Here is a 24,908-nt window from a genome sequence, read left to right as displayed (position 1 = left end):
GGCGCACCAAACGTCCGAAAATCGGCGCCTTGAGGCTATAATTGCCGCTTTTTTCAGGCGCTTATGCAGGTTACACGCGGCGACGCGGAACAGGCTACGACGGCCTCGGTACTGACCATCGGCAACTTCGATGGCATCCACCGCGGACATCAGGCCCTGCTCCGCCTTCTTACGGATAAGGCTCAGGCTCTTGGCTTGCCGGCAGTGGTGCTCACCTTTGAGCCCCATCCGCGCGAGTATTTTGCGCCTGCGCAGGCCCCTGCGCGTCTGGCCTCACTGCGCGAAAAGCTGCTGCTGCTGTCCGCTGCCGGCGTCGATATCACCCGCATCATTCGTTTTAACGCCCGCTTTGCCGCGTTCACGGCCGAGGATTTCATCGAAACTGTCTTGGTGCGCAACCTCAAGGTGCGCCACCTGATCATCGGTGATGACTTCCGCTTTGGCGCGGGCCGCAAAGGCGACTTTGCGATGCTCAAGGCCACCGGCGAACGCCTCGGTTTTGTCGTCGAAGCCATGCCGACCCACGCCTGTGGCGCCGAGCGCGTCTCCAGTTCGGCCGTGCGCGCCGCATTGGCAGGTGGCGAACTGGACCGCGCGGCGCAATTGCTTGGTCGCCCCTACAGCATTGCCGGCCGTGTCGTGCACGGCGACCAGATTGGCCGCACGCTGGGCTATCCGACCGCCAACATCCAGCTCAAAGGCCGCCACCCGCCGCTCTCCGGCGTGTATGCCGTGGCCGTCGAAGGTCTAGGCAACGCGCTGCGCCCGGCCGTGGCCAGCGTGGGCGTTCGCCCCACGGTCAACAGTGCCGGCCGGCCGACACTGGAAGTGCACCTGTTCGACTTCGATCAGGACTGCTACGGTGCGCATTTGCGGGTGCATTTTCTGCACAAGCTGCGCGACGAACAAAAATTCGATTCCTTCGACGCGCTGACCGCCCAGATCGCACTTGACGCCGACGCTGCCCGCGTCTGGCTCTCTCACAATTCGCTCGATACCTCACGCTAAAAGAACCGCAATGGCTGACTACCGCACGACGCTCAATCTCCCCGACACCCCCTTCCCGATGCGCGGCAACCTGCCCAAGCGCGAGCCGGGCTGGGTTCAGGACTGGCAGCAGCGCAAGCTCTACCAGAAGATTCGCCAGGCGTCGGCCGGCCGACCGAAGTTCGTGCTGCACGATGGCCCGCCGTATGCCAACGGCAGCATCCACATCGGTCATGCGCTGAACAAGATCCTGAAAGACATCATCGTCCGCTCCAAAACGCTGGCCGGCTATGACGCGCCCTACGTGCCGGGCTGGGACTGCCACGGCCTGCCGATCGAGCACAAGGTCGAGGTCACCCACGGCAAGGGCTTGCCCGCCGACAAGGTGCGCGAGCTGTGCCGCGCCTACGCGGCCGAGCAGATCGAAGGCCAGAAGGCCGATTTCATCCGCCTTGGCGTACTGGGCGATTGGGATAACCCGTACAAGACCATGGACTTCGCCAACGAGGCGAACGAGATCCGCGCGCTGGCCAAGATGGTCGAGGCCGGTTATGTGTTCAAGGGCCTCAAGCCGGTGAACTGGTGCTTCGATTGCGGCTCGGCGCTGGCCGAGGCCGAAGTGGAGTACGCAGACAAACAGTCGCCGCAAATCGACGTGGCGTTTCCATGCGACCCAAGCCACGTTCAAAACACACTCAGAGCTTTCTTTGGAGCTCCAGAAGCTGACAGTCCGCAGCTCACTGCTACATTAGCCGCCGCGCAGAAACCGATCTTCGCCGTGATTTGGACTACCACGCCGTGGACGATCCCGGTCAATCAGGCGCTCAACATGCACCCCGAGTTTGACTACGCGCTGGTCGACGTCGGTGACCGCCTACTGATACTGGCCGCCGAGTTGGTCGAGTCCTGCCTGGCCCGCTACAAACTCGAAGGAGAAGTGCTGGCCACGACCAAAGGAGCCGCACTCGACGTCATCAAATTCCGCCACCCCTTCTACGACCGCGTCTCACCGGTATACCTGGCCGACTACGTGGGTCTGGACGCCGGCACCGGCATCGTGCACTCCTCACCCGCGCACGGCGTGGATGACTTCAACGCCTGGCATGCCTACGGCCGCACGAATGACGAGATCCTCACCCCGGTGATGGGCGACGGCCACTATGTGCCCGACCTGCCCTTCTTCGGCGGCCAGATGATCTGGAAGGCCAACCCGGCCATCGTCGCCAAGATCGAGGAAGTCGGCTGCCTGCTCGCGCACCAGAAAATCACCCACAGCTACATGCACTGCTGGCGCCATAAAACGCCCGTCATCTACCGCGCCACGGCGCAGTGGTTTGTCGGCATGGACCGCCAGGTGGCCGACGGTTCCACCCTGCGCGAACGCGCGCTCAAGGGCGTGGACGACACCCGCTTCTACCCCTCGTGGGGCCAGTCGCGCCTGCACGCCATGATCGCCAACCGGCCCGACTGGTGCATCTCGCGCCAGCGCAACTGGGGGGTGCCCATCCCCTTCTTCCTGCACAAGGAGACCGGCGAGCTGCACCCGCGCACCGTCGCGCTGATGGACCAGGTTGCCCAGCGCGTCGAACAGGAAGGCATCGAAGCCTGGTTCAAGCTTGACGCCGCCGAACTGCTCGGTGACGAGGCCGGCCAGTACACCAAGATCAGCGACACGCTCGACGTGTGGTTCGACTCCGGCACCACGCACTGGCATGTGCTGCGCGGCTCGCACCCCGACGGCCACGCCACCGGCCCGCGCGCCGACCTCTACCTCGAAGGCTCGGACCAGCACCGCGGCTGGTTCCACTCCTCCTTGCTCACCGGCTGCGCCATCGACAGCCACCCGCCCTACCACGCGCTGCTGACCCACGGCTTCGCGGTGGACGGCAAGGGCCACAAGATGAGCAAGTCGGTCGGCAACGTGGTGGTGCCGCAGGAAGTCTCCGACAAGCTCGGCGCCGAAATCCTGCGCCTGTGGGTCGCCAGCACCGACTACTCGGGCGAGCTGTCGATCTCCAAGGAGATCCTCGACCGCGTGGTCGAGATCTACCGCCGCGTGCGCAACACCCTGCGCTTCCTGCTCGCCAACACCGCCGACTTCGACATCGAGAAGAACGGCGTGCCGGTCGAACAATGGCTGGACATCGACCGCTACGCGCTCGCCTTCACGCGGCAGATGGCCAAGCAGGCCGAGGCCGACTGCGCCACCTTCGAATTCCACCGTGTGGTCCAGGCGCTGCAGATTTTCTGCTCCGAAGAGCTCGGCGCCTTCTACCTCGACATTCTCAAGGACCGTCTCTACACCACGGCCGAAAACTCGCCCGCGCGCCGCGCTGCGCAAACCACGCTGTGGCATATCACCCAGACGCTGGTCAAGCTGATGGCGCCGATTCTGTCCTTCACCGCCGAAGAAGTCTGGGCGCTGATCGGCAAGGGCGAGGACGACAGCGTGATGTTCCAGACCTGGCATGTGCTGCCCGCGCAAGCCGACGAAGGCGCGCTGATCGCCCGCTGGGAGATCATCCGCGAAGCCCGCGCCGACGTGCAGAAGCAACTCGAAGCCCTGCGCACCACCGGCGCCATCGGCTCCGCACTGCAGGCCGAAGTGGTGGTCAAGGCTGCCCCCGAGCGCCTGGCTGCGCTGGCCTCGCTGGGCGAAGACCTGCGCCTCGTGCTGCAGACCTCGGCCGCCACGCTGGAGGCGGTTCACAGCGCAGACGAGCAACGCGTCGACGCCGTCGCCTCAGAGCACGCCAAGTGCGAGCGTTGCTGGCACTACCGGCCGGAAGTCGGCTCGATTGCCGACCATCCCGCCCTGTGCAACCGGTGCCACAGCAATCTGCATGGCGACGGCGAAGCGCGTAGCCATGCCTAGAGAAAGGCCCCCACGCTCACTTCGTTCGCGGAGGGTCGCCTTTGCACAGGCGACCCGTTCGGCTGGCGCAAAGCAGTGCTTTGCGAAACCCCTGCCTCACCCCCCCGAGGGGGTGGCGCCCGCCCTTGGGGCGGCCCGGCGGGCGGGCGACGCCCCCCAATGCTTGACGAACGTAGGGCGGATAAGCGCAGCGCATCCGCCATCACCGCAACATTGGCCGAGATCGGCGGATGCGCCTTATGGCTTATCCGCCCTACGCCAGCCGGAAAACAAACACTGATGCGTCCGCGTTTCAGCCTGTGGCTGGCCTTTGCTTTCGTGGTGGTGGTGCTTGATCAACTGAGCAAGCAGATCGTGCTCGCCCAGCTGGTGCCGGGCGAGTCGATACCGGTCACCAGCTTTTTCAATCTGGTGCTGCTCTTCAATCCGGGCGCGGCCTTCAGCTTTCTGGCCGATCACTCCGGCTGGCAGCGCTGGTTCTTTACCGGCCTGGCGGTAATCATCTGCCTGTGGCTGGGGCGTTTGATGTACGAGCATCAACATGAACGCCTGCAGCCCTTCGCCTTCGCGCTGATCATCGGCGGTGCCATCGGCAATGTGATCGACCGGCTGTTCATCGGTGCAGTAGTCGATTTCCTGTATTTCCATGTGGGCCGCTACGGCTGGCCCGCCTTCAATCTGGCCGACTCGGCCATCACGCTGGGCGTGGGTCTGATGCTGTGGGCGCAGTTCCGCCCCGCAAACCAAAGCGCGCCCAAGGAGAACCATTCGTGACGCAAACCATCCAAGCCAACAGTCTGGTCACGCTCAACTACCGCATCTCGCTCGACAGCGGCCAGCCCGTCATCAGCACCTTCGAAGGCAAGCCGGCCACACTGCAGCTGGGCGCCAACGAAATGATGCCCCAACTCGAAGCGCGCCTCGCCGGCCTCGAAGACGGTAGCTATCACAGCTTCACGCTGACGCCGGAAGAAGGCTTCGGCCCCTACCGGCCCGAGCTGATCGAGACCGTGCGCCGCCAGGACATGCCCGACGAGCCGATCGAAGCGATGACGATCATGGAGTTTGTCGCGCCGGACGGTTCGCGCTACTCCGGACTGGTGCGCGAGATCGACGACACCCAGGCCAAGGTGGATTTCAACCATCCGCTGGCCGGCAAGACCATCACCCTGGATGTCGAGATCATCGGCATCCTCTGACGGAACACCGACATGAGTGACAAGGAAATCCTGCTCGCCAACCCCCGCGGCTTCTGCGCCGGGGTCGAGCGCGCCATCGAAATCGTCGAGCAGGCGCTGATCCGCTTCGGCGCGCCGATCTATGTGCGCCATGAAGTGGTGCACAACAAATTCGTGGTCGATGATCTGCGTGCCAAAGGTGCGATCTTTGTCGAAGAGCTCGACGAAGTCCCCGATGGCAACACCGTGATCTTCAGCGCCCACGGCGTGCCGCAATCGGTGCGCACCGAAGCCGATGCCCGCGGCCTGCGCGTGTTCGACGCCACCTGCCCGCTGGTCACCAAGGTGCACATCGAAGTGGCCCGCATGCGCGCCCAGGGCAAGGAAATCGTCATGATCGGCCACAAGGGCCACCCCGAAGTGGAAGGCACCATGGGCCAGGTCGACAGCGGTATCCTGCTGGCGGAAAACGTTGAGGACGTGGCCACGCTTCAGGTCGCCAACCCCGACCAGCTGGCCTATGTCACCCAGACCACGCTGTCGGTCGACGACGCCGCCGCCATCGTCACCGCGCTGCGCACGCGCTTCCCGAACATCGTCGGCCCGAAAAAGGACGACATCTGCTACGCTACCCAGAACCGCCAGGACGCCGTCAAGTTCATGGCGCCCAAGGTCGATCTGGTGCTGGTGGTGGGCTCGCAGAACAGCTCCAACTCCAACCGCCTGCGCGAAGTCGCTGCCCTGCGCGGGGTGGATGCCTACCTGGTGGAAAATGCCGACGCGGTCGATCCCAACTGGCTGGACGGCAAGCGCCGCATCGGCGTCACCGCCGGCGCCTCGGCCCCCGAAGTGCTGGTCTCGGCGGTCATCGACCGGCTCAAATCGCTGGGCGCGCCCTCGGTGCGCACGCTCGAAGGCGCAGAAGAGAATGTGGTGTTCCCGCTGCCCAAGGCGCTGGTCGGTTGATTACATCGGTAGCACACACGACAACGGGGCCGCATTGGCCCCGTTGTCGTTGACCGGCTCGGATCGGTCAGAGGTGCCCGGCCATCGTGCGCCGGTAGAACTCATGGAAGTGCAGCATGCCGTCCTCGAAGGGCGACTGGTAGGGCCCCACCTCGTTGCGCCCGGCCTTGTAGAGCGCCCGGCGGCCGCGATCCATGCGCTCGCCGATCTCATCGTCTTCAATGGCGGTCTCCCTGTACGCCGCCTGCTCGGCCGCGACAAACTCGCGCTCGAACTCGACGATCTCCTCCGGGTAGTAAAACTCGACCACGTTGGTGGTCTTGTCCACATCGGTGGGCAGCAAGGTGCTCACCACCAGCACATGCGGGTACCACTCGACCATCACGTTCGGGTAGTACACCAGCCAGATCGCGCCATGCGGCGGCGTCTCACCGCCGTAGTAATCCTGCACCGCCTGATGCCAGCGCGCATAGGCCGGCGTGCCCGGCTTCTTGAGCGAAGTGACCCCCACCCGCTGCACCGAAAACCAGTCGCCAAACTGCCAGCTCAACGCGTCGCAATCGACAAAGCGCCCCAGCCCGGGATGAAAAGGCACGACGTGGTAATCCTCCAGATACACCTCGATGAAGGTCTTCCAGTTGTAGTTACACTCATGGCGCTCGACATGATCGAGCTTGTAGCCGGTGAAATCGAAGGCCGGCGCTACCGTCATCGAGGCCAGATCGCTCGCCGCCGAGCGCGGTCCGCGAAACAGCAGCCCCTGCCAGTTTTCGAGCGGCTGTCGCGGCAGGTTGAGACAGGGGTTCTCGGCGAAGTGCGGCGCCCCCAGCAAGGTGCCGCGGTTGTCGTAGGTCCAGCGATGCAGGGGGCACACGATGTGTTCGGTATTGCCCCGGCCTTCGAGCATGATCGCCTGACGATGCCGGCAGATGTTCGACAATTCGTAGCAGCCCTCGGGCCCGCGCACCAGCAGTTTGGCGTGGTCGCAGCCTTCGAGCGAACGGTAATCGTTCAGCGCCGGCACCATCAATTCATGGCCCACGTAGCCCGGCCCGGCATCGAAAAGCAGGTGCTTTTCGAGCGCGAACAATTTCTCATCAAAGTAGCTCGACACCGGCAGCTGAGGCGCGGCCCGCGTCAAACCGTGTTGCGTTGCGATGTCGGACATCCGCGAACTCCCTCGAAAACGCGCAAAAGGTCCAATAAAACAATGAGTAACATAAAATTATAGTCGAAGGCTGGTTTGACCGCAGGGCCCCCCTTCGGGTATTTTTCCGCCTTTGACCCTCGCGCGCAGCCGACTCATGGCCAAACAGGCAAAATCCCCGAAAAGCTTTGAAAACGCCATCACCCAGCTCGAAGAGATCGTGGCCGCGATGGAGTCGCGCGATCTGCCGCTGGAAGACGCGCTCGATCACTACCAGCAAGGCATCGGCCTGCTGCGTTACTGCCAGGACACGCTGAGCCGCGCCGAAGCCCGCCTCGAAACCCTCGAAGCCAACGCCGACGACACCTCGGCCGACACGATCGCACCGGCAGACGACCCATCATGAGTGGCGCCATTTTCTCCGACTGGATGCGCAGCATCCAGTCGCGCACCGAAACCGCACTTGCCAACGCCCTGCCCCCGCTGGATCTCACCCCCGACCGCCTGCATGAAGCCATGCGCTACGCGGTGCTCGGCGGCGGCAAGCGGGTGCGACCGCTGCTCGCCCATGGCGCGGGCCTGGTCACCGCCGCCGCGCCGGACACGGTCGACCGCGCCGCCTGTGCCGTCGAACTGATTCACGCCTACTCGCTGGTGCACGACGACATGCCGTGCATGGACGACGACAGCCTGCGCCGTGGCAAGCCGACCGTACACGTCGAATACGACGACGCCACCGCGCTGCTGGTCGGCGACGCACTGCAATCACTGGCTTTTCAGCTGCTGGCCGAACCGGGCCTGCTCCCGGACGCCGCGCGCCAGCTGAAGATGGTCGAGCACCTGGGCATTGCTTCCGGCTCGCGCGGCATGGCCGGCGGCCAGGCGATTGACCTGCAATCGGTGGGGCAGGCCATCAGCCGCGAAGCGCTTGAAGTCATGCATGTGCACAAGACCGGCGCGCTGATCCGTGCCTCGGTCCAACTGGGGGCGCTGTGCGGCCCGACGCAGGACGCCGACACCCTCGCCCGCCTCGACCAGTTCAGCAAGCGCATCGGCCTGCTGTTCCAGGTGGTCGATGACATCCTCGACTGCGAAGCCGACACCGCCACATTGGGCAAGACCGCGGGCAAGGACGCCCGCAACGACAAACCGACCTATGTCACCCTGCTGGGCCTCGAAGAAGCGCGCCGTTTTGCCGCCGAACTCGAAGCCGACGCCCTGGCCGCCCTCAGCCCGCTGGACGCACGCGCCGACATGCTCCGCGCGCTGGCCAGCTACATCGTCCACCGTCGCTTCTGAGCGCAGGGACCCGAATGAACGATCCAATGCCCGCCATGTATCCCCTGCTCAACGCCATCGATTCCCCGACCGAGCTGCGCGCGCTCGAACGCAAGCAGCTGCCGGCGCTGGCCAAGGAGTTGCGCCAGTTTCTGATCGAATCGGTCTCGCGCACCGGCGGCCACCTGTCGTCCAACCTGGGCACGGTCGAGCTGACCATCGCCTTGCACTACATCTTCAACACGCCCGAAGACCGCATCGTGTGGGACGTCGGCCACCAGACTTACGGTCACAAGATCCTCACCGGTCGGCGCGGGCGCATGCCAACGCTACGCAAATACCAAGGCATGTCGGGCTTTCCGCGACGCGATGAAAGCGAATTCGACACCTTTGGCACGGCGCATTCGTCCACCTCGATTTCAGCCGCGCTCGGCATGGCCGTCGCCGCGCGCGACCAGCGCTCGGACCGCCGCGCCATTGCCGTGATCGGCGACGGCGCGATGTCGGCTGGCATGGCCTTTGAGGCGCTCAACAACGCCGGCGACATGCGCGACACCAATTTGCTGGTGATCCTCAACGACAACGAGATGTCGATCTCGCCACCGGTTGGCGCGCTCACCCAGATCCTGGCTCGCCTGATGACCGGCCGCACCGTCAGTGCCGCCCGCCGCGCAGGGGGCAAGGTGCTGGGCGTGGCGCCGCCGATGCTCGACTTCGCCCGCCGTGTCGAAGAGCACGTCAAAGGTCTGGTCACGCCGGGCACCTTGTTCGAAGAATTCGGCTTCAACTATGTCGGCCCTATCGACGGTCACGACCTCGACGCCCTGCTGCCCACGCTGCACAACCTGCGCAAACTCGACGGGCCGCACTTTCTGCATGTGGTCACCCGCAAGGGCCAGGGCTACAAACTGGCCGAGGCCGACCCGATTCTCTACCACGGCGTGTCGACCTTCGACCACACCGAGGGCATCAAGTCATCCGGCAAGCCGAGCAGCAAGATCAGCTACACCCAGGTGTTCAGCGACTGGCTGTGCGACATGGCCGAGGCCGATGAGCGCGTGGTTGGCGTGACGCCCGCCATGCGCGAAGGCTCGGGCCTGGTGCGCTTTGCCGAGAAATACCCCAAGCGCTACTACGATGTGGGCATCGCCGAGCAGCACGCGGTCACCTTCGCCGCCGGCATGGCCGCCGACGGACTCAAGCCGGTGGTCGCCATCTACTCGACCTTCCTGCAGCGCGGCTACGACCAGTTCATTCACGACGTGGCCCTGCAGAACCTGCCCGTGGTCTTCGCCATCGACCGTGCCGGCCTGGTCGGCGCCGACGGCGCCACCCACCACGGCGCCTACGACCTGTCCTACCTCACCTGTATTCCGAATCTGGTGGTCATGGCGCCGGCCGACGAAAACGAATGCCGGCAGATGCTGTACACCGCGCACTGTCACGATGGCCCCGCTGCCGTGCGCTACCCGCGCGGCAGCGGCATGGGCGTCACGCCCGAGAAAGCCATGACGGCCTACCCCATCGGCAAGGCCGAGCTGCGCCGCAGCGGCAAGAAGATCGCCCTGCTGGCTTTCGGCGCCATGCTCAAGCCGGCGCTGGAAGCAGGTGAAGCGCTCGACGCCACGGTGGTGAACATGCGCTTCGTCAAACCACTCGACGAGGCGCTGATTCTCGAACTGGCCCAAACCCACGCGCTGATCGTGACGCTCGAAGAAAACGCCATCATCGGCGGCGCGGGCAGCGAAGTCAGCCGGGTGCTCGAAACAGCGCCCTCGCCGGTGCGCACGCTGCGCCTCGGTCTGCCGGATCGTTTCATCGATCACGGCGAGCAAGGCCAGCTGCTCAAGGAGGTCGGCCTCGATGTCGAGGGCATCCTCAAGGCCATACACGCACGCTATCCCGCCAATAGTTGAGTATTTTTGTCGGAAACCGTAGGCTTCCCGCCTGCCAGCATGATCGAGACCCCGATGTCCGCCATTGATTCCCAAGCCATTCCCGACGTCCAGAACAGCCAGGACAGCCGCCAGATCGCCATCGACAAGGTCGGTATCAAGGCCATCCGCCACCCGGTCACGGTCAGTGATCGCAGCGGTGGCGTGCAGCACACCATCGCCATGTTCAACATGTATGTCGGCCTGCCCCACAACTTCAAGGGCACCCACATGTCGCGCTTCGTCGAGATTCTCAACGGCGGCGAGCGCGAGATCTCGGTCGAATCCTTCGAGCCCATGCTGCGCGAGATGGTGCAGCGCCTCGAAGCCGAGACCGGTCATGTCGAGATGACCTTCCCCTACTTCATCAACAAGGCCGCGCCGATCTCTGGCGTCAACAGCCTGATGGACTACGACGTCACCTTCATTGGCGAAATCACCGAAGGCGGCGTCTACAGCTTCCGCATGAAGATCGTGGTGCCGGTCACCAGCCTGTGCCCCTGCTCCAAAAAAATCTCCGACTACGGCGCGCATAACCAGCGCTCGCATGTCACCGTCACGGCCAACCTGCGTGAGCATGTGTGGATCGAGGAGATCGTCGAACAGGTCGAAGCCCAGGCCTCCTGCGAGCTCTACGGCCTGCTCAAGCGGCCGGACGAGAAATACGTCACCGAGCGCGCCTACGACAACCCAAAGTTCGTCGAAGACATGGTGCGCGACGTGGCCGGCGTGCTCGACCGCGAGTCACGCATAGGCGCCTATGTGGTCGAATCGGAAAACTTCGAGTCCATCCACAATCACTCGGCCTACGCGCTGATCGAACGCCAGAAGTAGCCCCCGCACGCCGCACACCCCAAAACGCCTGCCGAGCACCGCAGGCGTTTTTTGTGCACCAAGCCGATTGACCGGCGCCAATAACCACCGTACGAGTTCATGCGACAATGCCCGCCATTGATGCCGCCGGATGCCCGTCCATGAGTGCCCAGCCGATCGCTGCCATCTTCTATCCGCCCGAGTCCGACCCCACCCCGGTGCTGACACAGTTCGTCCGTGCACTCCAGGCGCGCGGCGTGTCGCTGGCCGGCGCCATCCAGCACGACACCGGCCCACGCGCCACCTGCACCATGGAACTCGAACTCCTGCCTTCGGGGCGGCGGATGCCGATGTCGCAGTATTTGGGCAGCGGTTCGACCTCCTGCCGGCTGGACCCGGCCGCCATGGCCGAAGCCGCCATCACGGTGCAAGCCGCGATTGCCAACGGCGCGGAATTGGCGGTGTTCAACAAGTTCGGCTCGCAGGAAGCGCTGGGCGATGGCCTGCGCGACGAAATGGCCGCCTCGGTGATGGCCGGCGTGCCACTGATCACCGCCGTGGGTGAGCGCTTTCTCGATGCCTGGACCGAGTTCACCGGCGGCGACTACGACCGCCTGAGCTGCTCGGCCGAAGCCGCGCTGGCCTGGTGGGACGCCTTCAATACGCCAGACTGAGCCCCGGGTGGCCACCCCCGCCCCGCGCCTGAAATCGCACTGGACCGACGCCAGCGGCGGCCTGGGCTACCACTGGCGCGCCTGGCGCCTGCGCCATCGCCTCTGGGCGCCCTTCCTGCTCCAGATCGGTGACTGGCTGGACGCTTGGCACCCGCCCACCCGCGAACTGGTGCTGGTCGGCCCGTCGGCCGGCTACGCCTTGACCGAGCGCTTTCTGTCGCGCTTCACAAAAATCACCGTCCTTGAGCCCGATCGCCTGGCCCGCGCCTTGCTGCGCCGACGCTTTCGCGGCGTGCCGCTGCAATTCGCGTGGCTGGATGTGTTTTCGCTACCCGACGGACCGGCGGCCTTGGCGCGTCAGTGGCCCGACGCGGCCATTCTGTTTTGCAATGTGATCGGCCAGCGGCTGGACACCGACACCGCGCCGCCCTGGCGCCTCGCCCAGCAAGATGCGCTCACGCAACACCACTGGGCCAGCTGGCACGACGTTTTCTCGGCACCGCAGGCGCCGCGCCGCCTGCCGGCGTCTCCCATCGACGCAAGCACCGACAGCAGCGCCGTCGCCCGCCAGCTTTGGGCGGGCATCGGCTGCGAGGTGGTCGATCACGGCACGCTGGGCTGGCGCCGCGAGGCCGACTACGCCCTGTGGCATCTGGATACGACGCAATGGCAGCTGATTGAGTGGGTCTGCCACCCAGGCGCCGCTTGACGCCGGCCCTCAGACGCTGGGGCCAAGCTGCTCGTCGATCGCCGCCATCACCTCGTCAAAACGCGCGCGAACCCGCTCCAGGCCGGCACTGATCCCGCCGGGATCCTCCTGGTGGTAGGCCTCCTCGAGCGCGCGCGCCACCTCCGACAAGGCCATCGCGCCAATGGTCGCCGACGAGCTCTTCAAGGTATGCGCCAGTCGATACGCCTCCTGGCGCGCCCCGCTGCGCTGTGCGCGGTCGAATCGAAGCATCAGGTCGTGTTGGGTGTCGCGAAAACGACCGAGCAGGCGCAACCTCAAGGCCTCCTTGCCGCCGGCGTAGCGCAAGCCGACCTCAGGTTGAATCACCGCACCCGATGGCACATCGACCGCCGGCATCCCGGATGCTGGCGGCGTTGCCGAGCCTGGCGTCCGGCCGTTGCGATAGCGGGCAAGCACGGCGTACAAAGCACTCGGCTCGACCGGCTTGGTCAGGAAGTCATCCATCCCCGCGGCCACGCAACGGTCGCGCTCCTCGGCCAGCGCATGGGCCGTCATGGCAATCACCGGCAAGCCGCTGTGGCGCGGCGTGGCCCGCAGTTGCCGGGTGGCCGCGTGACCGTCCATGCGCGGCATCTGGATGTCCATCAGCACCGCGTCGAACGCGTTGGCTTCGATTTGCGCCAGGGCCAGTTCGCCATCCTCCGCCACGCTGACCTTGACGCCCACCTCTTCGAGCAGCTCGCGCGCCAGTTGCTGGTTGAGCGGATTGTCTTCCACCACCAGCACATGCATGCCGACCAGTGACGTGGCGTCCAGTACCGCAGGCGCGGCCGCCACGCGCTCGCCGGCATCCGCAATATCGAACTCCGCCTCGAAGACAAAGCGACTGCCCTGGCCGGGCGCACTGTGCGCCGAAATGACACCGCCCATGGCCTCGGCGAGATGGCGAGAAATGGCCAGTCCCAGGCCCGACCCGCCGTATCGGCGTGAGGTACTGGTGTCCGCCTGCCAGAACGGGCTGAACAGCTGCGCCATCGCCTCATCGGCGATCCCGATGCCGGTGTCGATCACACTAAAGCGCAATCGGACGCGTCCGGCCAGCGTGTTCAGCCGTTCTACGACCAGATCAACGCGACCGCGCTCGGTGAACTTGACCGCATTTCCGGCCAGATTGGTCAGGATCTGGCGCAAGCGCAGCGCGTCGCCGATGACCGTCACCGGCACATCGTCACCCACCGACACCACCCAGTTCAACCCTTTCTGAATGGCCCGGTAAGACACCATGGCGGCAACGCTCTCGACGACTTCGCGCACCGCAAAGGGCGCCACCTCCAGCTCCAGCCGCTGGGCTTCGACCTTTGACAGATCGAGGATGTCGTTCAGGATGCCGAGCAAGGACTGCGCGGACTCATTGACCTTGACGATGTAATCGCGCTGGCGGGCATCGAGCCCGGTTTTGAGGCACTGCCCCGACAAGCCAATGATCGCATTCATCGGCGTGCGGATTTCATGACTCATGTTGGCCAAAAAGGCGCTCTTGGCCTGATTGGCACGCTCGGCGTTCTCCTTGGCAGCCACCAGATCGACCGTCCGCTGCCCCACCAGCGCCTCGAGCTCTTCGGTGCGCCGCGCCTGCTCGAGCGCCAGCTGACGGCGTGCGGTCACGTCGCGAATCACCACGAGATACCGCTGCTCCTCACCGGTGTGCATGGGCACGCCCGTCAGCTCAACGTCGACCTCGGCCTGTGCCGCCGGCGCCAGACGGCCTTGCAGGCTCACCGGTCGCCGATGGCGCATCCGGGCCGCCAGGCGCGGGCCCCAGCGACGCCCCGCGCTGCCCGACAGGCTCACCAGATCCGCCTGCGACATGGTCTCGGCCGGCCGACCCAGCATCTGCGCTGCCGTGGCGTTCGACTCCACCACCATGCCGCGCTCGTTAAACACCAGCAAGCCGTCGCGCACGGCATCGAACACGCCGCCCAGCAAGGCGTCACGCGCGCGCAAGCGCTGTGCGGCGATCTCGTAGCGCGTCATGTCGCGACCAATCACCACCATGGCCTCGCGTTTGCCTGTGGCATCGAACAAGGGCACTTTGGAGACATCGAAGAAGCCGATTTCGCCACCGGGGAGCGGAATCTCCTCACGAGCGCTATACAGGCGACCCAGGCTCCAGGCGCGCTCATCACTCTCGGCGCAATGGATGAACTGTACCGCGCGATCGGGAAAGCGCTCCGCCAGCTCGGGATCGGAGTAGCCATACCATTCGGACTGACGCGTCAGCCCGAACAGCCGCATGGCAACGCTGTTGATCACCCGCCAGCGATTCTGACCATCCTTGAAGAAGGCCGGATCGGGCATGGCCTCGATCAGGGTACGCAGCTGGCGCTCGCTGGCCCGCAGCGCCGCCTCTGCCTCCTTGCGATCAGTGATATCGGTGTGCGTGCCCATCACCCGCAGCGCTTCGCCTGCGGCATTGCGCTCCACCACCCGGCCACGATCAAGAATCCACCGCCAGCTGCCATCCTTGTGACGCATCCGGTGTTCGTTGGTATAGCTCGCCGTCTTGCCATCCAGATGCCGCCGGAGAGTGGCCTGGGTGTCCGGCAGGTCGTCCGGATGCACGCGGCTCTCCCACTCGCCGAGCGTGTCGCCAACCTCGGCCTCGGTGTAACCGAGCATCGCCTTCCACTGGGCAGAGAAGAACACCCGATTGCTTGTGGCGTCCCAGTCCCACACCCCGTGATCGGCGCTCTCGATGGCGTACTGCCAGCGCAGCTGGGCTTCGCGCGCCAGCGCGGCCATCTCCTTTTGTTCGGTGATATCGGTGTTGGTACCCACCACCCGCACGGCGCGGCCCGTCTCGTCACGCTCGACCACCCCGCCGCAATTAAGAATCCAGCGATAGCTGCCATCCTTGCAACGCACTCGGTGCTCGCTCCGCCACACCCCAGTCTCCCCCTTGAGGTGCGCGATCAAGGAGGCGCGCACCTGATCGAGATCGTCCGGATGGATCAGCCACAGCCATTGCGCAACGGTATTTTCAAGCTCCCAGTGCGCATAGCCGCCCAACGCCTTGGCCTGCTCCGACACACTGACTTCACCGCTCGGCGCGTTCCACTCCCACAAGCCGTGACCCGCCGCCTCCAGCGCGAACAGCCAGCGCGATTTGGCCGCCTCGGCCTGACGTGCCTCGGCCTCGGCACGCTTGCGATCGCTGATGTCTTCGATCACCGACACGTAGTACTTGGGACGCGCCGCGCCGTCGAACACCGGCGACACTACCACCCGCACCCACACCAGATGTCCATCGCGATGGCGATAGCGTTTGTCGGTGGTGTACACCTCGATCTCGCCGCGCTCCATTTTGGCTTTGGCCTCAAGATCCCGCGCCAGATCGTCCGATTCTGTTATGCCAGCAAACCCTTTTTCGAGGAGTTCGTCGCGCGAATAGCCGACCAGCTTGCACAAGGTATCGTTGACCATCAGCCACTGGCCATCCAGGCCGATATGCGACATGCCCACCGCAACCTGTTCGAAGGCCGAAGTAAAGCGGGCTTCCGTCTCGGCCAGCGCCTGGGTCCGTGCCTCGACCAGTCGCGAAATATCGGCGTGGCGACGCAGGAACACGCGCACCAACGCGGCCAGCGCCAGTGTGGCGACCAGCCCCGCCACAAGGATCAACCAGGGCGCAGGGCTGACGTGACGGCTGACAAAGGCCTCCGTACGCCGGCTCTCGATCCGCCATGTTCGTTCGGCTAACACCAACTCGCGAAACGCGGTGGCGGGCACCTCGTCCGACACTGACGCCCCATACCCGCCAAGCTCGGTGGACGCGCCGCCACTCACATCGCGCAAAACGAAATTCAGATCGGCGCCCTGCCCCACCGACGAAGGCATCACCATCAGCTGTTCCGGCAGCAGGTTCGCCAGCAAGATGCCGACCGTCCCTTTGGCCGCATCCCGGTCGCGTACGACCATTGCGACCGGCACAACCGATGGCGAATCAGGGCCGGCCGCGATCAATCCGCCACCGACCAGACCGGGCTGGGCCAGCGCACGCGGCAACAATGCCGACGCGGCCGGGTCTGCACGCAGATCGCTGCCGATTTTCAGCGCGGCCAGACCGCGCCCGATGGACAGCGACACCGGATACGCGGCCATGGCCGGATCGGGGCCATCGGCCATGGCCCATACGAGTTGGTGATACACCGGCGAATGCGCCAGCGCACCCCGCGCGATCTCGCCAAACAACCCGGCCGCCGCCTCCGGGTCTGTCGCCACCAAGTGGCCGATCACATGCAGATCACCTGACACATGCGCCAGACGCTCGCGCAGCAACGCCGCCTGGGCATCCACCGCCTCGGTTTCAGCCTGCGTGACGTTGCGCCACTCAGCGAGGCTCAGTTGCGCGCTGAAGGCAAGGCTGATCAGCGCACCGACCACCACAGTCAGCAGCGCCCAGCGCGATGCCCCCGGCACCGACGCAATGCGCGGCGTGTCTGACGGCGCACTCACCGGCATGCGGCGATCAAAGCGCAGCTCACCGCCGCCGCCCGGCCCGACCTGTGGTTTTCAAGCTTTCTGCCCATCCAGCCCCTCTCTTTTGCCCGACAGGAATCCGTCAAGGATAGATCATCCTGACCTCAGCGTCCGCACCAGCCACCAAAAATCGCCCCGGCGCCGCCGCGATACGACGCGTCACATGCCAATCACCTCGGCCGGCTATAATCGCGCCTTTGCGCAAACTGTAATCAGAATGGATCTCCCACTGCTGTTCAAAGCGGCCATCCTCGGTGTCATCGAGGGTCTGACCGAATTCCTGCCCGTGTCGTCCACCGGCCACCTGATCATTTTCGGGGACCTCCTCGACTATACGGACGACCAGAGCAAGGTCTTTAAGATCGTGATCCAGCTCGCCGCCATTCTCGCCGTGTGCTGGGATTATCGCCAGCGTATTACCACGGTGCTTGGTGGCCTGCGCACCGATCCGCTCGCCCGGCGCTTCACCGGTCACCTGATCGTCGCCTTCCTGCCGGCCGCCGTGCTCGGCCTGATGTTCTACAAGATCATCAAGGGCTATCTGTTCAACCCGCTCACCGTGGCCGGCGCACTGATCGCCGGCGGTCTGCTGATTCTGTATATCGAGCGCCGCGCCTACCACCCGCGCCTGAACACCGTCGAAGACATGAGCTGGAAAGACGCACTCAAGGTCGGCTTTGCCCAGTCGCTCGCGATGTTCCCGGGCGTCTCACGCTCCGGCGCCACCATCATGGGCGGGCTGATGCTCGGCCTGTCGCGCAAGGCCGCCACCGAATTCTCTTTCTTCCTCGCCATCCCCACCATGCTCGCCGCGACGGTGTACGACGTCTATAAAAACTGGGCGTTGCTCAGCGGCATGAACAGCGACGGCTACCTGGTCTTTGCCATTGGCTTTGTGGCCTCCTTCCTGGCCGCCATGGTCGCGGTCAAGGCCTTCATCCACTACGTGTCGAACAACAGCTTCGCCCCCTTCGCCTGGTATCGCATCGTGTTTGGTATCGTGGTGCTGGTGTCCTGGCAAGCCGGCTGGGTGAGCTGGCACGACGCCTGACACACGGCACAGGATCGCCCCATGATCATCTACCTCCACGGCTTCCGCTCCGCGCCCGCCTCGATCAAAGCCTCGCGCCTGAAAGCCTACATGGCCGAGCGCGGCCTGGCGGATCAGTTCTGGTGTGAGCAGTTACCGGTGGCGCCCAGAGCGGCCATCGACCTCATCGAAGCGCAGATCGCGCGCTGCGACACGCCGCCCACCCTGGTCGGCAGTTCGCTGGGCGGCTTCTACGCCACCTGGCTGGCCGAAAAGCACGGCTTCAAAGCCATCGCGGTCAATCCCAGCGTGCTGTCGCACATCTCGCTCGCGCCCTATGTCGGCCAGCAGACCAACCTCTACACCGGTGAAGTCTTCGATTTCACCGAGCAGTACATCGCCGACTTCAAGGCCATGGAAGTGCCAAAAATCACCCGCCCCGAGCGCTACTGGCTGATGGTCGAGACCGGCGACGAAGTCCTCGACTATCGCCACGCCGTGGCCAAATACGCCGGCGCCCGCCAGACCGTGCTCGACGGCGGCGACCATAGCTTCTCGCGCTGGAACGACTACCTCGACGACGTCCTCGCCTTCGCGGAGATCACATGAGTTCCGACTTCGACGCCCGCCGCTTCAAGGCCATGGAGCGCGCCGGCTTCAACCGCATCGCCGCCCACTACGACAACGCCGCCCATCTGCGCGCCAGCTTGCAGGACGCGCTCATCGCGGCCGCCGCGCCCGCGCCCGGCGAGCACTGGCTCGACGTCGCCAGCGGCCCCGGCCTGCTCGCCCGCGCCATGGCGCCGCAGCTCGGCCCGACCGGCTCGGTGCTGGCCACCGACATCGCCGACGGCATGCTCGCCCACGCCCGGCGCAACATCGACGCCGGCAATGTGTTGTTCGCCGCCACCGATGCCGAGCGCCTGTGCACGCCCGACGGCCACTTCGACGGCATCAGCATCGGCCTCGGCCTGTTCGTGCTGCCGCACCCCGACAAAGCCCTGGCAGAATTGCGCCGCAGCCTCAAGCCGGGCGGGCGCATCGCGCTATCGGTATGGGGCGCCGCCGGCAGCGTGCCGCTGATCGAGCGCGCCCAGCAATGCATCGCCCGACTGCTGCCGGCGCCCAAAGTGGCGCGCCCCTCGGTGTTCCGCTTTGGCGACCCGGCCTACCTGAGCGCGATGCTGAGCGAGGCCGGCTTCGGCCGCATCACGCTCGCGCCGCATGACTTCCACTGCCGCTTCGCCACCGCCGACGCCTACTGGGACGCCTTTCTCGCGCTCGCCGGCGGCGCCACCGAAGCGCTGTCCCGCCTCCCCGCCGACAAGCAGCAGGCACTGCGCGCCGCCGTCGCCGACGATCTCGCCGATCTGGCTGACGACGACGGCTACCACGTCCCCGCCAGCACGCTGATCGCCACCGCCATCAAGCCGTAAGTCGTGGACGACACGCGCCGCGGCATACTCGCCGCCCTGGCGGCCTTCACCATCTGGGGCCTGGCGCCGCTGTACTTCAAGGCGGTGGGCACGGTACCGGCTGACGAAATCGTTGCCCACCGCGTGCTGTGGTCGGTCGTCTTTCTGGCCGCGCTGGTCGGCTTCATGCGACAAGGCCCGGCGCTGCGCGCCGCGTTTGGCAACCGTCGGCTGCTTCGCACCTTGTTATTCACCGCCCTGCTCACCGGCAGCAACTGGCTGGTTTTTGTCTGGGCGATCACGCACGAGCGCGTGCTCGAAGGCAGCCTGGGCTACTTCATCAACCCGCTGCTCAGTGTGCTGCTCGGCCGGCTGTTTCTGGGTGAACGGCTCCGGCCGCTGCAGAAACTGGCCGTCGCCATCGCCGCCTGCGGCGTGGCCTGGCGCATCGCCGCGGTCGGCGCGGTGCCGTGGATCGCCCTGTTTCTGGCACTGACCTTCGGCATCTACGGCCTGCTGCGCAAGCGCACCCCGGTCGACGCCATCGTCGGCCTGTGCGTCGAAACCGTGCTGGTCTTGCCGCTGGCACTCGGCTGGCTGGGTTGGCTCTACCTCACCGGCGACCTTCACTTCGGCCACGACCTGCACATCGATCTGCTGCTACCCGTTGCCGGTGTGCTCACCGCCACGCCGCTCATGCTGTTTGCCTTCGGCGCCCGCCGCCTGCCGCTGGCGACGGTCGGCTTTTTGCAGTATCTGGCGCCCAGCCTGAACTTCCTGCTGGCCATCTTTGTGTTCCACGAAGCCTTCGACGCCGCCCGCCTGGCGGGCTTCGTGATCATCTGGTGCGCGCTGGCGCTCTACACCGCCGATCTGCTGCGCGCCAGCCGAGCGCCATCGCGCGCCTGAATCCATTAAACTGTCGGGCCTCAACCTCCCAGACAGCCCCCCGATGCACGTGCTTTATGACGAGAGCGGCGCCTTTAAATGCGGCACCGTTCTGCTGGACAACGACAGCTCCCTGCAAGTCGAGAACACGCATGGCAAGCGCCTCAAGATCAAGCGCAACCATGTGCTGCTCAATTTCGACAGCCCTGCCCCCGGCGAGCTGATCCCGCGCGCGGAGTCCGAAGCCGAATCGCTGGAGGTCGACTTCCTGTGGGAGGTCTGCGGCGACGACGAATTCGATTTTGTCGACTTTGCCAAAGACTACTTCGGCCATGTGCCCAACGCGGTCGAATCCGCCGCTGTGCTGCTGTGCCTGCATTCGGCGCCGATCTACTTCCACCGCAAGGGCCGCGGCCGCTTCCGCAAGGCACCCGACGACATCCTCCAGGCCGCCTTGGCCGGGCTGGAGAAAAAACGTCAGCAAAGCCTCGCCATCGAAGCCATGCGCGACCGCCTGCTCGCCGGTGAGCTGCCCGACGAGTTCGACGGCATGGTGGCGCAACTGCTCTACCGCCCCGACCGCAACCGCCTCGAAGCCAAAGCCCTCGAAGCCGCCTGCGTCGACAGTGGCCTGAGCGCCGCCGCGCTGCTGCTCAAGTGCGGCGCCTTCAGCTCGACTTACGATGTGCACTACGGTCGCTTCCTGTTCGACCAGTTCCCGGATGGCACCGACTTTGGCGAGGTGCCCACCTGCACGTGGCCGCAAGATCTGCTGGTGGCAGACGTCAAAGCCTTCTCCATCGACGACGCCACCACCACCGAGATCGACGACGCCTTCTCGGTCACCCCGCGCGAAGGCGGCGGCTGGCGCATCGGCATCCACATCGCCGCGCCGGGCCTGGGCTTTGCGCGGGGCTCGACGCTCGACGAGATTGCCCGCAAGCGCCTGTCGACGGTCTACATGCCCGGCAATAAGATCACCATGCTGCCCGATTCGGTGGTCGAGACCTTCACGCTGGAGGCCGGACGCACCTGCCCGGCGGTGTCGCTCTACCTCGACATCACCAACGCGCTCGCCGTGCTCAGCCATGAAACCCGGCTGGAGATGGTGCCCATTGCCGCCAACCTGCGCCACCACGACCTGGAGCCGGTGTTCAACGACGACACCCTGATGAACGGCGGCCCCGACTTCCCCTGGAAGAAAGAGCTGACCCTGCTGTGGGAGCTGGCCACCATTCTGGAAGCCGGCCGCGGCAAACCGGCCACCAACCAGACGCAGACCGATTTCAGCTTCGCGGTCGATTGGGACGCCACCTCGCCCGACGGCCCCGGCGTGATCAGCATCGGCCAGCGCCTGCGCGGCTCGCCCATCGACAAGACCGTCTCCGAGCTGATGATTGCCGCCAATTCCACCTGGGGCAAGCGCCTGGATGAAGCCGGCGTGCCGGGCATCTACCGCGTGCAAGGCGGCGGCAAGGTGCGCATGGCCACCGTGGCCGCACCGCACGAAGGCCTGGGCGTCGATTGCTACGCCTGGTCCAGCTCGCCGCTGCGCCGCTATGTCGACATGGTCAATCAGTGGCAACTGATCAGCGTGCTGCAAGGCGTCGAGCCACCCTTCCCGCCCAAGTCGCAAGACCTGATGGAAGCCGTGCGCGACTTCGACCTGGCCTACACCGCCTACGCCGAGTTCCAGCGCCACATGGAACGCTACTGGTGCGTGCGCTGGCTGCGTCAGCGCGAAGACCCGATCATCACCGCCCGCGTGCTGCGCGACAACGTGGTGCGCCTCGACGACTCGCCCTTCGTGTTCAAGGTCAATGGCATGCCCCTGCAAGCGCCGGGCGCGCATATCAGTCTGGAGCTCAAGGATTCGGACCTGCTCGATGTCGACGTGCGCGCGCGCTTCGTCAGCCTGCTCTCCGAAGCCACCGACGAGGCCGCTGCCGATTCGCTTGCACAGTAGAATGTTGTCATGATCAAAGCCGTCAAAGCCCCGACACCACGCGCCAAAAAGGCGGCCCCGCGGCCGTCGGCGCGTGCCTGGGCGCGGCGCGGCTCATCGGCGGTGATCATCGCCTTCGGCATCTCCTTTTTATTGCACGCCGCGGTGTTATCGCTGCACTTCGAATTCCCCGACATCAAAAAGGCGTTCAAGCGCGACAGCGGCCTCGAAGTGGTGCTGGTCAACGCCCGCCACGCCCGCGCGCCCGACAAGGCCGAAGCGCTGGCGCAGGCCAACCTCGATGGCGGCGGCAACACCGACGCCAAGCAGATGGCCAGCACCCCGGTGCCGCCCAAACCAAAGCAAAAAGACGGCGACCAGTTGATGGACGCCAAGCGCAAGGTCGAAGCGCTCGAAGCGGCGCAGCGCAAACTGGTGGCCGAGGCCAAGAAAACCCGCCCGACCACGCAACCGGTGGTCAAGAACAGCGACGCCCCGGCCGAGACCCCGCGCGAGCTCTCCGGCACCGAGTTGATGGACAGCGCCGCCGCCATCGCCCGGCTCGAAGCCAAGATCGACAAGAACCTCAATGAATACGCCAAGCGCCCGCGCAAGAAGTTCATCGGCGCGCGCACCAAGGAATACCGCTTCGCGCAGTACGTCGAAGACTGGCGCCTCAAGATCGAGCGCGTCGGCACGCTCAACTACCCCGACTCGGCGCGCGGCAAACTCTACGGCAGCCTGCTGATGTCGGTGGTCATCCGCGCCGACGGCAGCGTCGAGTCCATCAACATCCATCGGTCCTCCGGCCACACCGTGCTCGACAACGCCGCCCGGCGCATCGTCGAGCTGGCGGCGCCCTTCTCGGCCTTCCCGGCCAGCATCCGCAAAGACACCGACATCGTCGAAATCACACGCACCTGGAGCTTCACCAACGCCGACGCGCTCGAGACCAGCGCCAAATAGCGTCGGCACGCTGGCCAGCGACGGTAAAATGGCGTTTTCTCACGCGCCCCCGAGCCCATGGACCGCTACGCCCTGATCGGCCACCCCGTCGCCCACAGCAAATCTCCGTCCATCCACGCCGCCTTTGCCGCGCAGACCGGAGAGGCGATGACTTACGAACGCATCCTGGCCCCGCTCGACGGCTTCGTCGACACGGTGCGCGACTTCATCGCTGCGGGGGGCCGTGGCATGAACGTGACCGTGCCCTTCAAGCTCGAAGCCTTCGCGCTGGCCGACCACCTGTCGCCGCGCGCCCAGGCCGCCGGCGCGGTCAACACGCTCAGCTTTCGCGCCGATGGCATTCATGGTGACAACACCGATGGCGTCGGTGTGGTGCGCGACCTGATCGCCAATCTCGACTGCCCGCTGGCTGGCCGGCGCGTGCTGCTACTCGGCGCGGGCGGCGCGGCGCGCGGCGCCATTCAGCCGCTGATCGAAGCCGCCCCACGCGCACTGCACATCGCCAACCGCACGGCCGCCAAAGCGGTCGAACTGGCCGGCGAGTTCGACGGCCTGGCCGGCGCAGTCCCGCTGACCGCCAGCGGTTTCGACGACCTCGGCATCGCTGCCTTCGAGATCATCATCAACGCCACCTCGGCCAGCCTGTCAGCCGCCGCCCCGGCCATCCCCGACACGGTCTACGCCCCCGGCGCGCTGGCCTACGACATGATGTACGGCGCCGAGCCCACCGCGTTTCTGATCGCGGCGTCTACCGCTGGCGCCGCACGCGTGGCCGACGGCCTGGGCATGCTCATCGAGCAGGCGGCGGAGAGCTTCCTGATCTGGCGCGGCGTTCGTCCCGACACCGCCCCGGTACTCGCCGCACAGCGCGCGACACTGGCAGGCGGATGAAAGCCATCGGCCGCTGGACCGGCGGCGCGCTGCTGCTCCTGCTGGCGACCTTCGTCCTCTACGAGTGCTGGATTTTCGCGCATGTGCTGTGGTGGACCCGCAACGACCCGGACATGACCCGCTTCATGTCCACCCAGTTGTCTGTCCTGCGCGAAAGCGAGCCCAACGCCCGGCTCAAGCACCAGTGGGTGCCCTACGCCAAGATCTCCCGCCATCTCAAGCAAGCCGTGGTGGCGGCCGAAGACGACCGTTTTCTGGAACACGAAGGCTTCGACTGGGAAGGCATCCAGCGCGCCATCGAAAAGAATCAAAAGCGTGGCGCCGCGGTCGCGGGCGGCTCGACGATCAGCCAGCAACTGGCCAAGAACCTGTTTCTGTCGCCCTCGCGCAGCTATGTGCGCAAGGCGCAGGAGGCGATTGTCACCCTGATGATCGAGACCACCTGGAGCAAGCGGCGGATTCTTGAGGTGTATCTCAACGTGGTCGAGTGGGGGCGCGGTGTGTTCGGCGCCGAGGCCGCCGCGCGCCATTATTTCGGCCAACCGGCCGCCTCGCTCGGCCCGGCACAAGCGGCGCGACTGGCCGTGATGCTGCCCAACCCGCGCCGTTACGAGCGCCAGTTCGGCCCCCGCCTGGCCGCTCACGCCGAGCGCATACAAGCCCGGATGCACCGATCGCAAGTGCCCTGATC

The 24,908-nt window shown here is 65.5% G+C and carries 21 protein-coding genes; 19 read left to right on the top strand and 2 right to left on the bottom strand.

Annotated elements, in window-relative coordinates:
• Positions 1-63 precede the first annotated feature (63 nt).
• The 5 genes from FHP89_RS18295 to ispH all read left to right on the top strand — a co-directional run bounded on the left by FHP89_RS18295 (position 64) and on the right by ispH (position 6,006).
• On the top strand, positions 64-1,008 hold the full coding sequence (locus FHP89_RS18295) for a bifunctional riboflavin kinase/FAD synthetase (RefSeq protein ID WP_144179758.1): 945 nt from the start codon (positions 64-66) through the stop codon (positions 1,006-1,008).
• Between the two features lie 10 nt (positions 1,009-1,018).
• Positions 1,019-3,862, top strand: a complete 2,844-nt coding sequence (gene ileS, locus FHP89_RS18290) for an isoleucine--tRNA ligase (RefSeq protein WP_144179757.1) — start codon at positions 1,019-1,021, stop codon at positions 3,860-3,862.
• A gap of 279 nt (positions 3,863-4,141) precedes the next feature.
• Complete coding sequence (gene lspA / locus FHP89_RS18285) at positions 4,142-4,636, top strand: signal peptidase II (protein ID WP_144179756.1); 495 nt, start codon at positions 4,142-4,144, stop codon at positions 4,634-4,636.
• Positions 4,633-5,061, top strand: a complete 429-nt coding sequence (locus FHP89_RS18280) for an FKBP-type peptidyl-prolyl cis-trans isomerase (RefSeq protein WP_144179755.1) — start codon at positions 4,633-4,635, stop codon at positions 5,059-5,061. The genes lspA and FHP89_RS18280 overlap by 4 nt, the downstream gene beginning before the upstream one ends.
• A gap of 12 nt (positions 5,062-5,073) precedes the next feature.
• Positions 5,074-6,006, top strand: a complete 933-nt coding sequence (ispH, locus tag FHP89_RS18275; RefSeq protein WP_144179754.1) for a 4-hydroxy-3-methylbut-2-enyl diphosphate reductase — start codon at positions 5,074-5,076, stop codon at positions 6,004-6,006.
• A 67-nt stretch (positions 6,007-6,073) separates the two neighbouring features.
• On the opposite strand, the gene FHP89_RS18270 is transcribed toward ispH, so the two are convergent.
• Entirely contained in the window at positions 6,074-7,174 is a 1,101-nt protein-coding gene (locus FHP89_RS18270; protein ID WP_144179753.1) for an aromatic ring-hydroxylating oxygenase subunit alpha, read from the bottom strand.
• A 136-nt stretch (positions 7,175-7,310) separates the two neighbouring features.
• Between FHP89_RS18270 and xseB the strand changes: the two genes are divergently transcribed.
• From xseB to FHP89_RS18240, 6 genes are all read left to right on the top strand, one after another.
• Positions 7,311-7,559 (top strand): exodeoxyribonuclease VII small subunit, encoded by a 249-nt coding sequence (gene xseB / locus FHP89_RS18265; RefSeq protein ID WP_144179752.1) that lies wholly within the window; start codon positions 7,311-7,313, stop codon positions 7,557-7,559.
• Positions 7,556-8,452: a polyprenyl synthetase family protein gene (locus FHP89_RS18260; protein ID WP_144179751.1), complete on the top strand. Its 897-nt coding sequence runs from the start codon at positions 7,556-7,558 to the stop codon at positions 8,450-8,452. The genes xseB and FHP89_RS18260 overlap by 4 nt, the downstream gene beginning before the upstream one ends.
• Before the next feature lie 14 nt (positions 8,453-8,466).
• Entirely contained in the window at positions 8,467-10,347 is a 1,881-nt protein-coding gene (gene dxs / locus FHP89_RS18255) for a 1-deoxy-D-xylulose-5-phosphate synthase (RefSeq protein ID WP_391525889.1), read from the top strand.
• Positions 10,348-10,401: 54 nt separating this feature from the next.
• Complete coding sequence (gene folE2 / locus FHP89_RS18250) at positions 10,402-11,199, top strand: GTP cyclohydrolase FolE2 (RefSeq protein WP_144179750.1); 798 nt, start codon at positions 10,402-10,404, stop codon at positions 11,197-11,199.
• A 140-nt stretch (positions 11,200-11,339) separates the two neighbouring features.
• Positions 11,340-11,852 (top strand): DUF2478 domain-containing protein, encoded by a 513-nt coding sequence (locus FHP89_RS18245; RefSeq protein ID WP_144179749.1) that lies wholly within the window; start codon positions 11,340-11,342, stop codon positions 11,850-11,852.
• A gap of 7 nt (positions 11,853-11,859) precedes the next feature.
• Positions 11,860-12,561 carry a hypothetical protein gene (locus FHP89_RS18240; RefSeq protein ID WP_144179748.1) on the top strand — a complete coding sequence of 234 codons (702 nt, stop codon included), beginning with the start codon at positions 11,860-11,862 and terminating at the stop codon, positions 12,559-12,561.
• 9 nt (positions 12,562-12,570) lie between these two features.
• Here the strand turns inward: FHP89_RS18240 and FHP89_RS18235 are convergent, their stop codons facing one another.
• Complete coding sequence (locus FHP89_RS18235) at positions 12,571-17,064, bottom strand: PAS domain S-box protein (protein ID WP_144179747.1); 4,494 nt, start codon at positions 17,062-17,064, stop codon at positions 12,571-12,573.
• Positions 17,065-17,299: 235 nt separating this feature from the next.
• Here FHP89_RS18235 and FHP89_RS18230 point away from each other — a divergent pair, with 235 nt between their 5' ends.
• Genes FHP89_RS18230 through mtgA form a run of 8 tightly spaced genes read left to right on the top strand, consistent with a single transcriptional unit; the run spans position 17,300 to position 24,906 of the window.
• Positions 17,300-18,133 (top strand): undecaprenyl-diphosphate phosphatase, encoded by an 834-nt coding sequence (locus FHP89_RS18230; RefSeq protein ID WP_144179746.1) that lies wholly within the window; start codon positions 17,300-17,302, stop codon positions 18,131-18,133.
• A gap of 21 nt (positions 18,134-18,154) precedes the next feature.
• Complete coding sequence (locus FHP89_RS18225) at positions 18,155-18,721, top strand: YqiA/YcfP family alpha/beta fold hydrolase (protein ID WP_144179745.1); 567 nt, start codon at positions 18,155-18,157, stop codon at positions 18,719-18,721.
• A complete protein-coding gene (locus FHP89_RS18220) occupies positions 18,718-19,548 on the top strand; it encodes a methyltransferase domain-containing protein (RefSeq protein ID WP_144179744.1) in 831 nt (276 codons plus the stop codon). Before FHP89_RS18225 ends, FHP89_RS18220 begins: the two co-directional genes overlap by 4 nt.
• A gap of 3 nt (positions 19,549-19,551) precedes the next feature.
• On the top strand, positions 19,552-20,436 hold the full coding sequence (gene rarD, locus FHP89_RS18215; protein ID WP_391525885.1) for an EamA family transporter RarD: 885 nt from the start codon (positions 19,552-19,554) through the stop codon (positions 20,434-20,436).
• A gap of 43 nt (positions 20,437-20,479) precedes the next feature.
• Positions 20,480-22,381 (top strand): ribonuclease catalytic domain-containing protein, encoded by a 1,902-nt coding sequence (locus FHP89_RS18210; protein ID WP_144179743.1) that lies wholly within the window; start codon positions 20,480-20,482, stop codon positions 22,379-22,381.
• 9 nt (positions 22,382-22,390) lie between these two features.
• A complete protein-coding gene (locus tag FHP89_RS18205) occupies positions 22,391-23,326 on the top strand; it encodes an energy transducer TonB (protein ID WP_144179742.1) in 936 nt (311 codons plus the stop codon).
• 57 nt (positions 23,327-23,383) lie between these two features.
• Positions 23,384-24,217 carry a shikimate dehydrogenase gene (aroE, locus tag FHP89_RS18200; protein ID WP_144179741.1) on the top strand — a complete coding sequence of 278 codons (834 nt, stop codon included), beginning with the start codon at positions 23,384-23,386 and terminating at the stop codon, positions 24,215-24,217.
• Positions 24,214-24,906, top strand: a complete 693-nt coding sequence (gene mtgA / locus FHP89_RS18195) for a monofunctional biosynthetic peptidoglycan transglycosylase (protein WP_144179740.1) — start codon at positions 24,214-24,216, stop codon at positions 24,904-24,906. The genes aroE and mtgA overlap by 4 nt, the downstream gene beginning before the upstream one ends.
• Positions 24,907-24,908 lie beyond the last annotated feature (2 nt).

It is taken from the genome of Denitromonas ohlonensis, assembly GCF_007625205.1.
Taxonomy (GTDB): Bacteria; Pseudomonadota; Gammaproteobacteria; order Burkholderiales; family Rhodocyclaceae; genus Nitrogeniibacter; species Nitrogeniibacter ohlonensis.
The sequence above is the reverse complement of the archived record's forward strand: the minus strand, read 5'-3'. Positions and strand labels throughout refer to the sequence as shown.

Bases quoted from the DNA above. Each gene is read 5' to 3' on its own strand.
- FHP89_RS18295 (WP_144179758.1), top strand. From the start codon at position 64: ATGCAGGTTACACGCGGCGACGCGGAACAGGCTACGACGGCCTCGGTA.
- ileS (WP_144179757.1), top strand. From the start codon at position 1,019: ATGGCTGACTACCGCACGACGCTCAATCTCCCCGACACCCCCTTCCCG.
- lspA (WP_144179756.1), top strand. From the start codon at position 4,142: ATGCGTCCGCGTTTCAGCCTGTGGCTGGCCTTTGCTTTCGTGGTGGTG.
- ispH (WP_144179754.1), top strand. From the start codon at position 5,074: ATGAGTGACAAGGAAATCCTGCTCGCCAACCCCCGCGGCTTCTGCGCC.
- FHP89_RS18270 (WP_144179753.1), bottom strand. From the start codon at position 7,174: ATGTCCGACATCGCAACGCAACACGGTTTGACGCGGGCCGCGCCTCAG.
- xseB (WP_144179752.1), top strand. From the start codon at position 7,311: ATGGCCAAACAGGCAAAATCCCCGAAAAGCTTTGAAAACGCCATCACC.
- FHP89_RS18260 (WP_144179751.1), top strand. From the start codon at position 7,556: ATGAGTGGCGCCATTTTCTCCGACTGGATGCGCAGCATCCAGTCGCGC.
- dxs (WP_391525889.1), top strand. From the start codon at position 8,467: ATGAACGATCCAATGCCCGCCATGTATCCCCTGCTCAACGCCATCGAT.
- folE2 (WP_144179750.1), top strand. From the start codon at position 10,402: ATGTCCGCCATTGATTCCCAAGCCATTCCCGACGTCCAGAACAGCCAG.
- FHP89_RS18245 (WP_144179749.1), top strand. From the start codon at position 11,340: ATGAGTGCCCAGCCGATCGCTGCCATCTTCTATCCGCCCGAGTCCGAC.
- FHP89_RS18235 (WP_144179747.1), bottom strand. From the start codon at position 17,064: ATGCCGGTGAGTGCGCCGTCAGACACGCCGCGCATTGCGTCGGTGCCG.
- FHP89_RS18230 (WP_144179746.1), top strand. From the start codon at position 17,300: ATGGATCTCCCACTGCTGTTCAAAGCGGCCATCCTCGGTGTCATCGAG.
- FHP89_RS18225 (WP_144179745.1), top strand. From the start codon at position 18,155: ATGATCATCTACCTCCACGGCTTCCGCTCCGCGCCCGCCTCGATCAAA.
- FHP89_RS18220 (WP_144179744.1), top strand. From the start codon at position 18,718: ATGAGTTCCGACTTCGACGCCCGCCGCTTCAAGGCCATGGAGCGCGCC.
- FHP89_RS18210 (WP_144179743.1), top strand. From the start codon at position 20,480: ATGCACGTGCTTTATGACGAGAGCGGCGCCTTTAAATGCGGCACCGTT.
- FHP89_RS18205 (WP_144179742.1), top strand. From the start codon at position 22,391: ATGATCAAAGCCGTCAAAGCCCCGACACCACGCGCCAAAAAGGCGGCC.
- aroE (WP_144179741.1), top strand. From the start codon at position 23,384: ATGGACCGCTACGCCCTGATCGGCCACCCCGTCGCCCACAGCAAATCT.
- mtgA (WP_144179740.1), top strand. From the start codon at position 24,214: ATGAAAGCCATCGGCCGCTGGACCGGCGGCGCGCTGCTGCTCCTGCTG.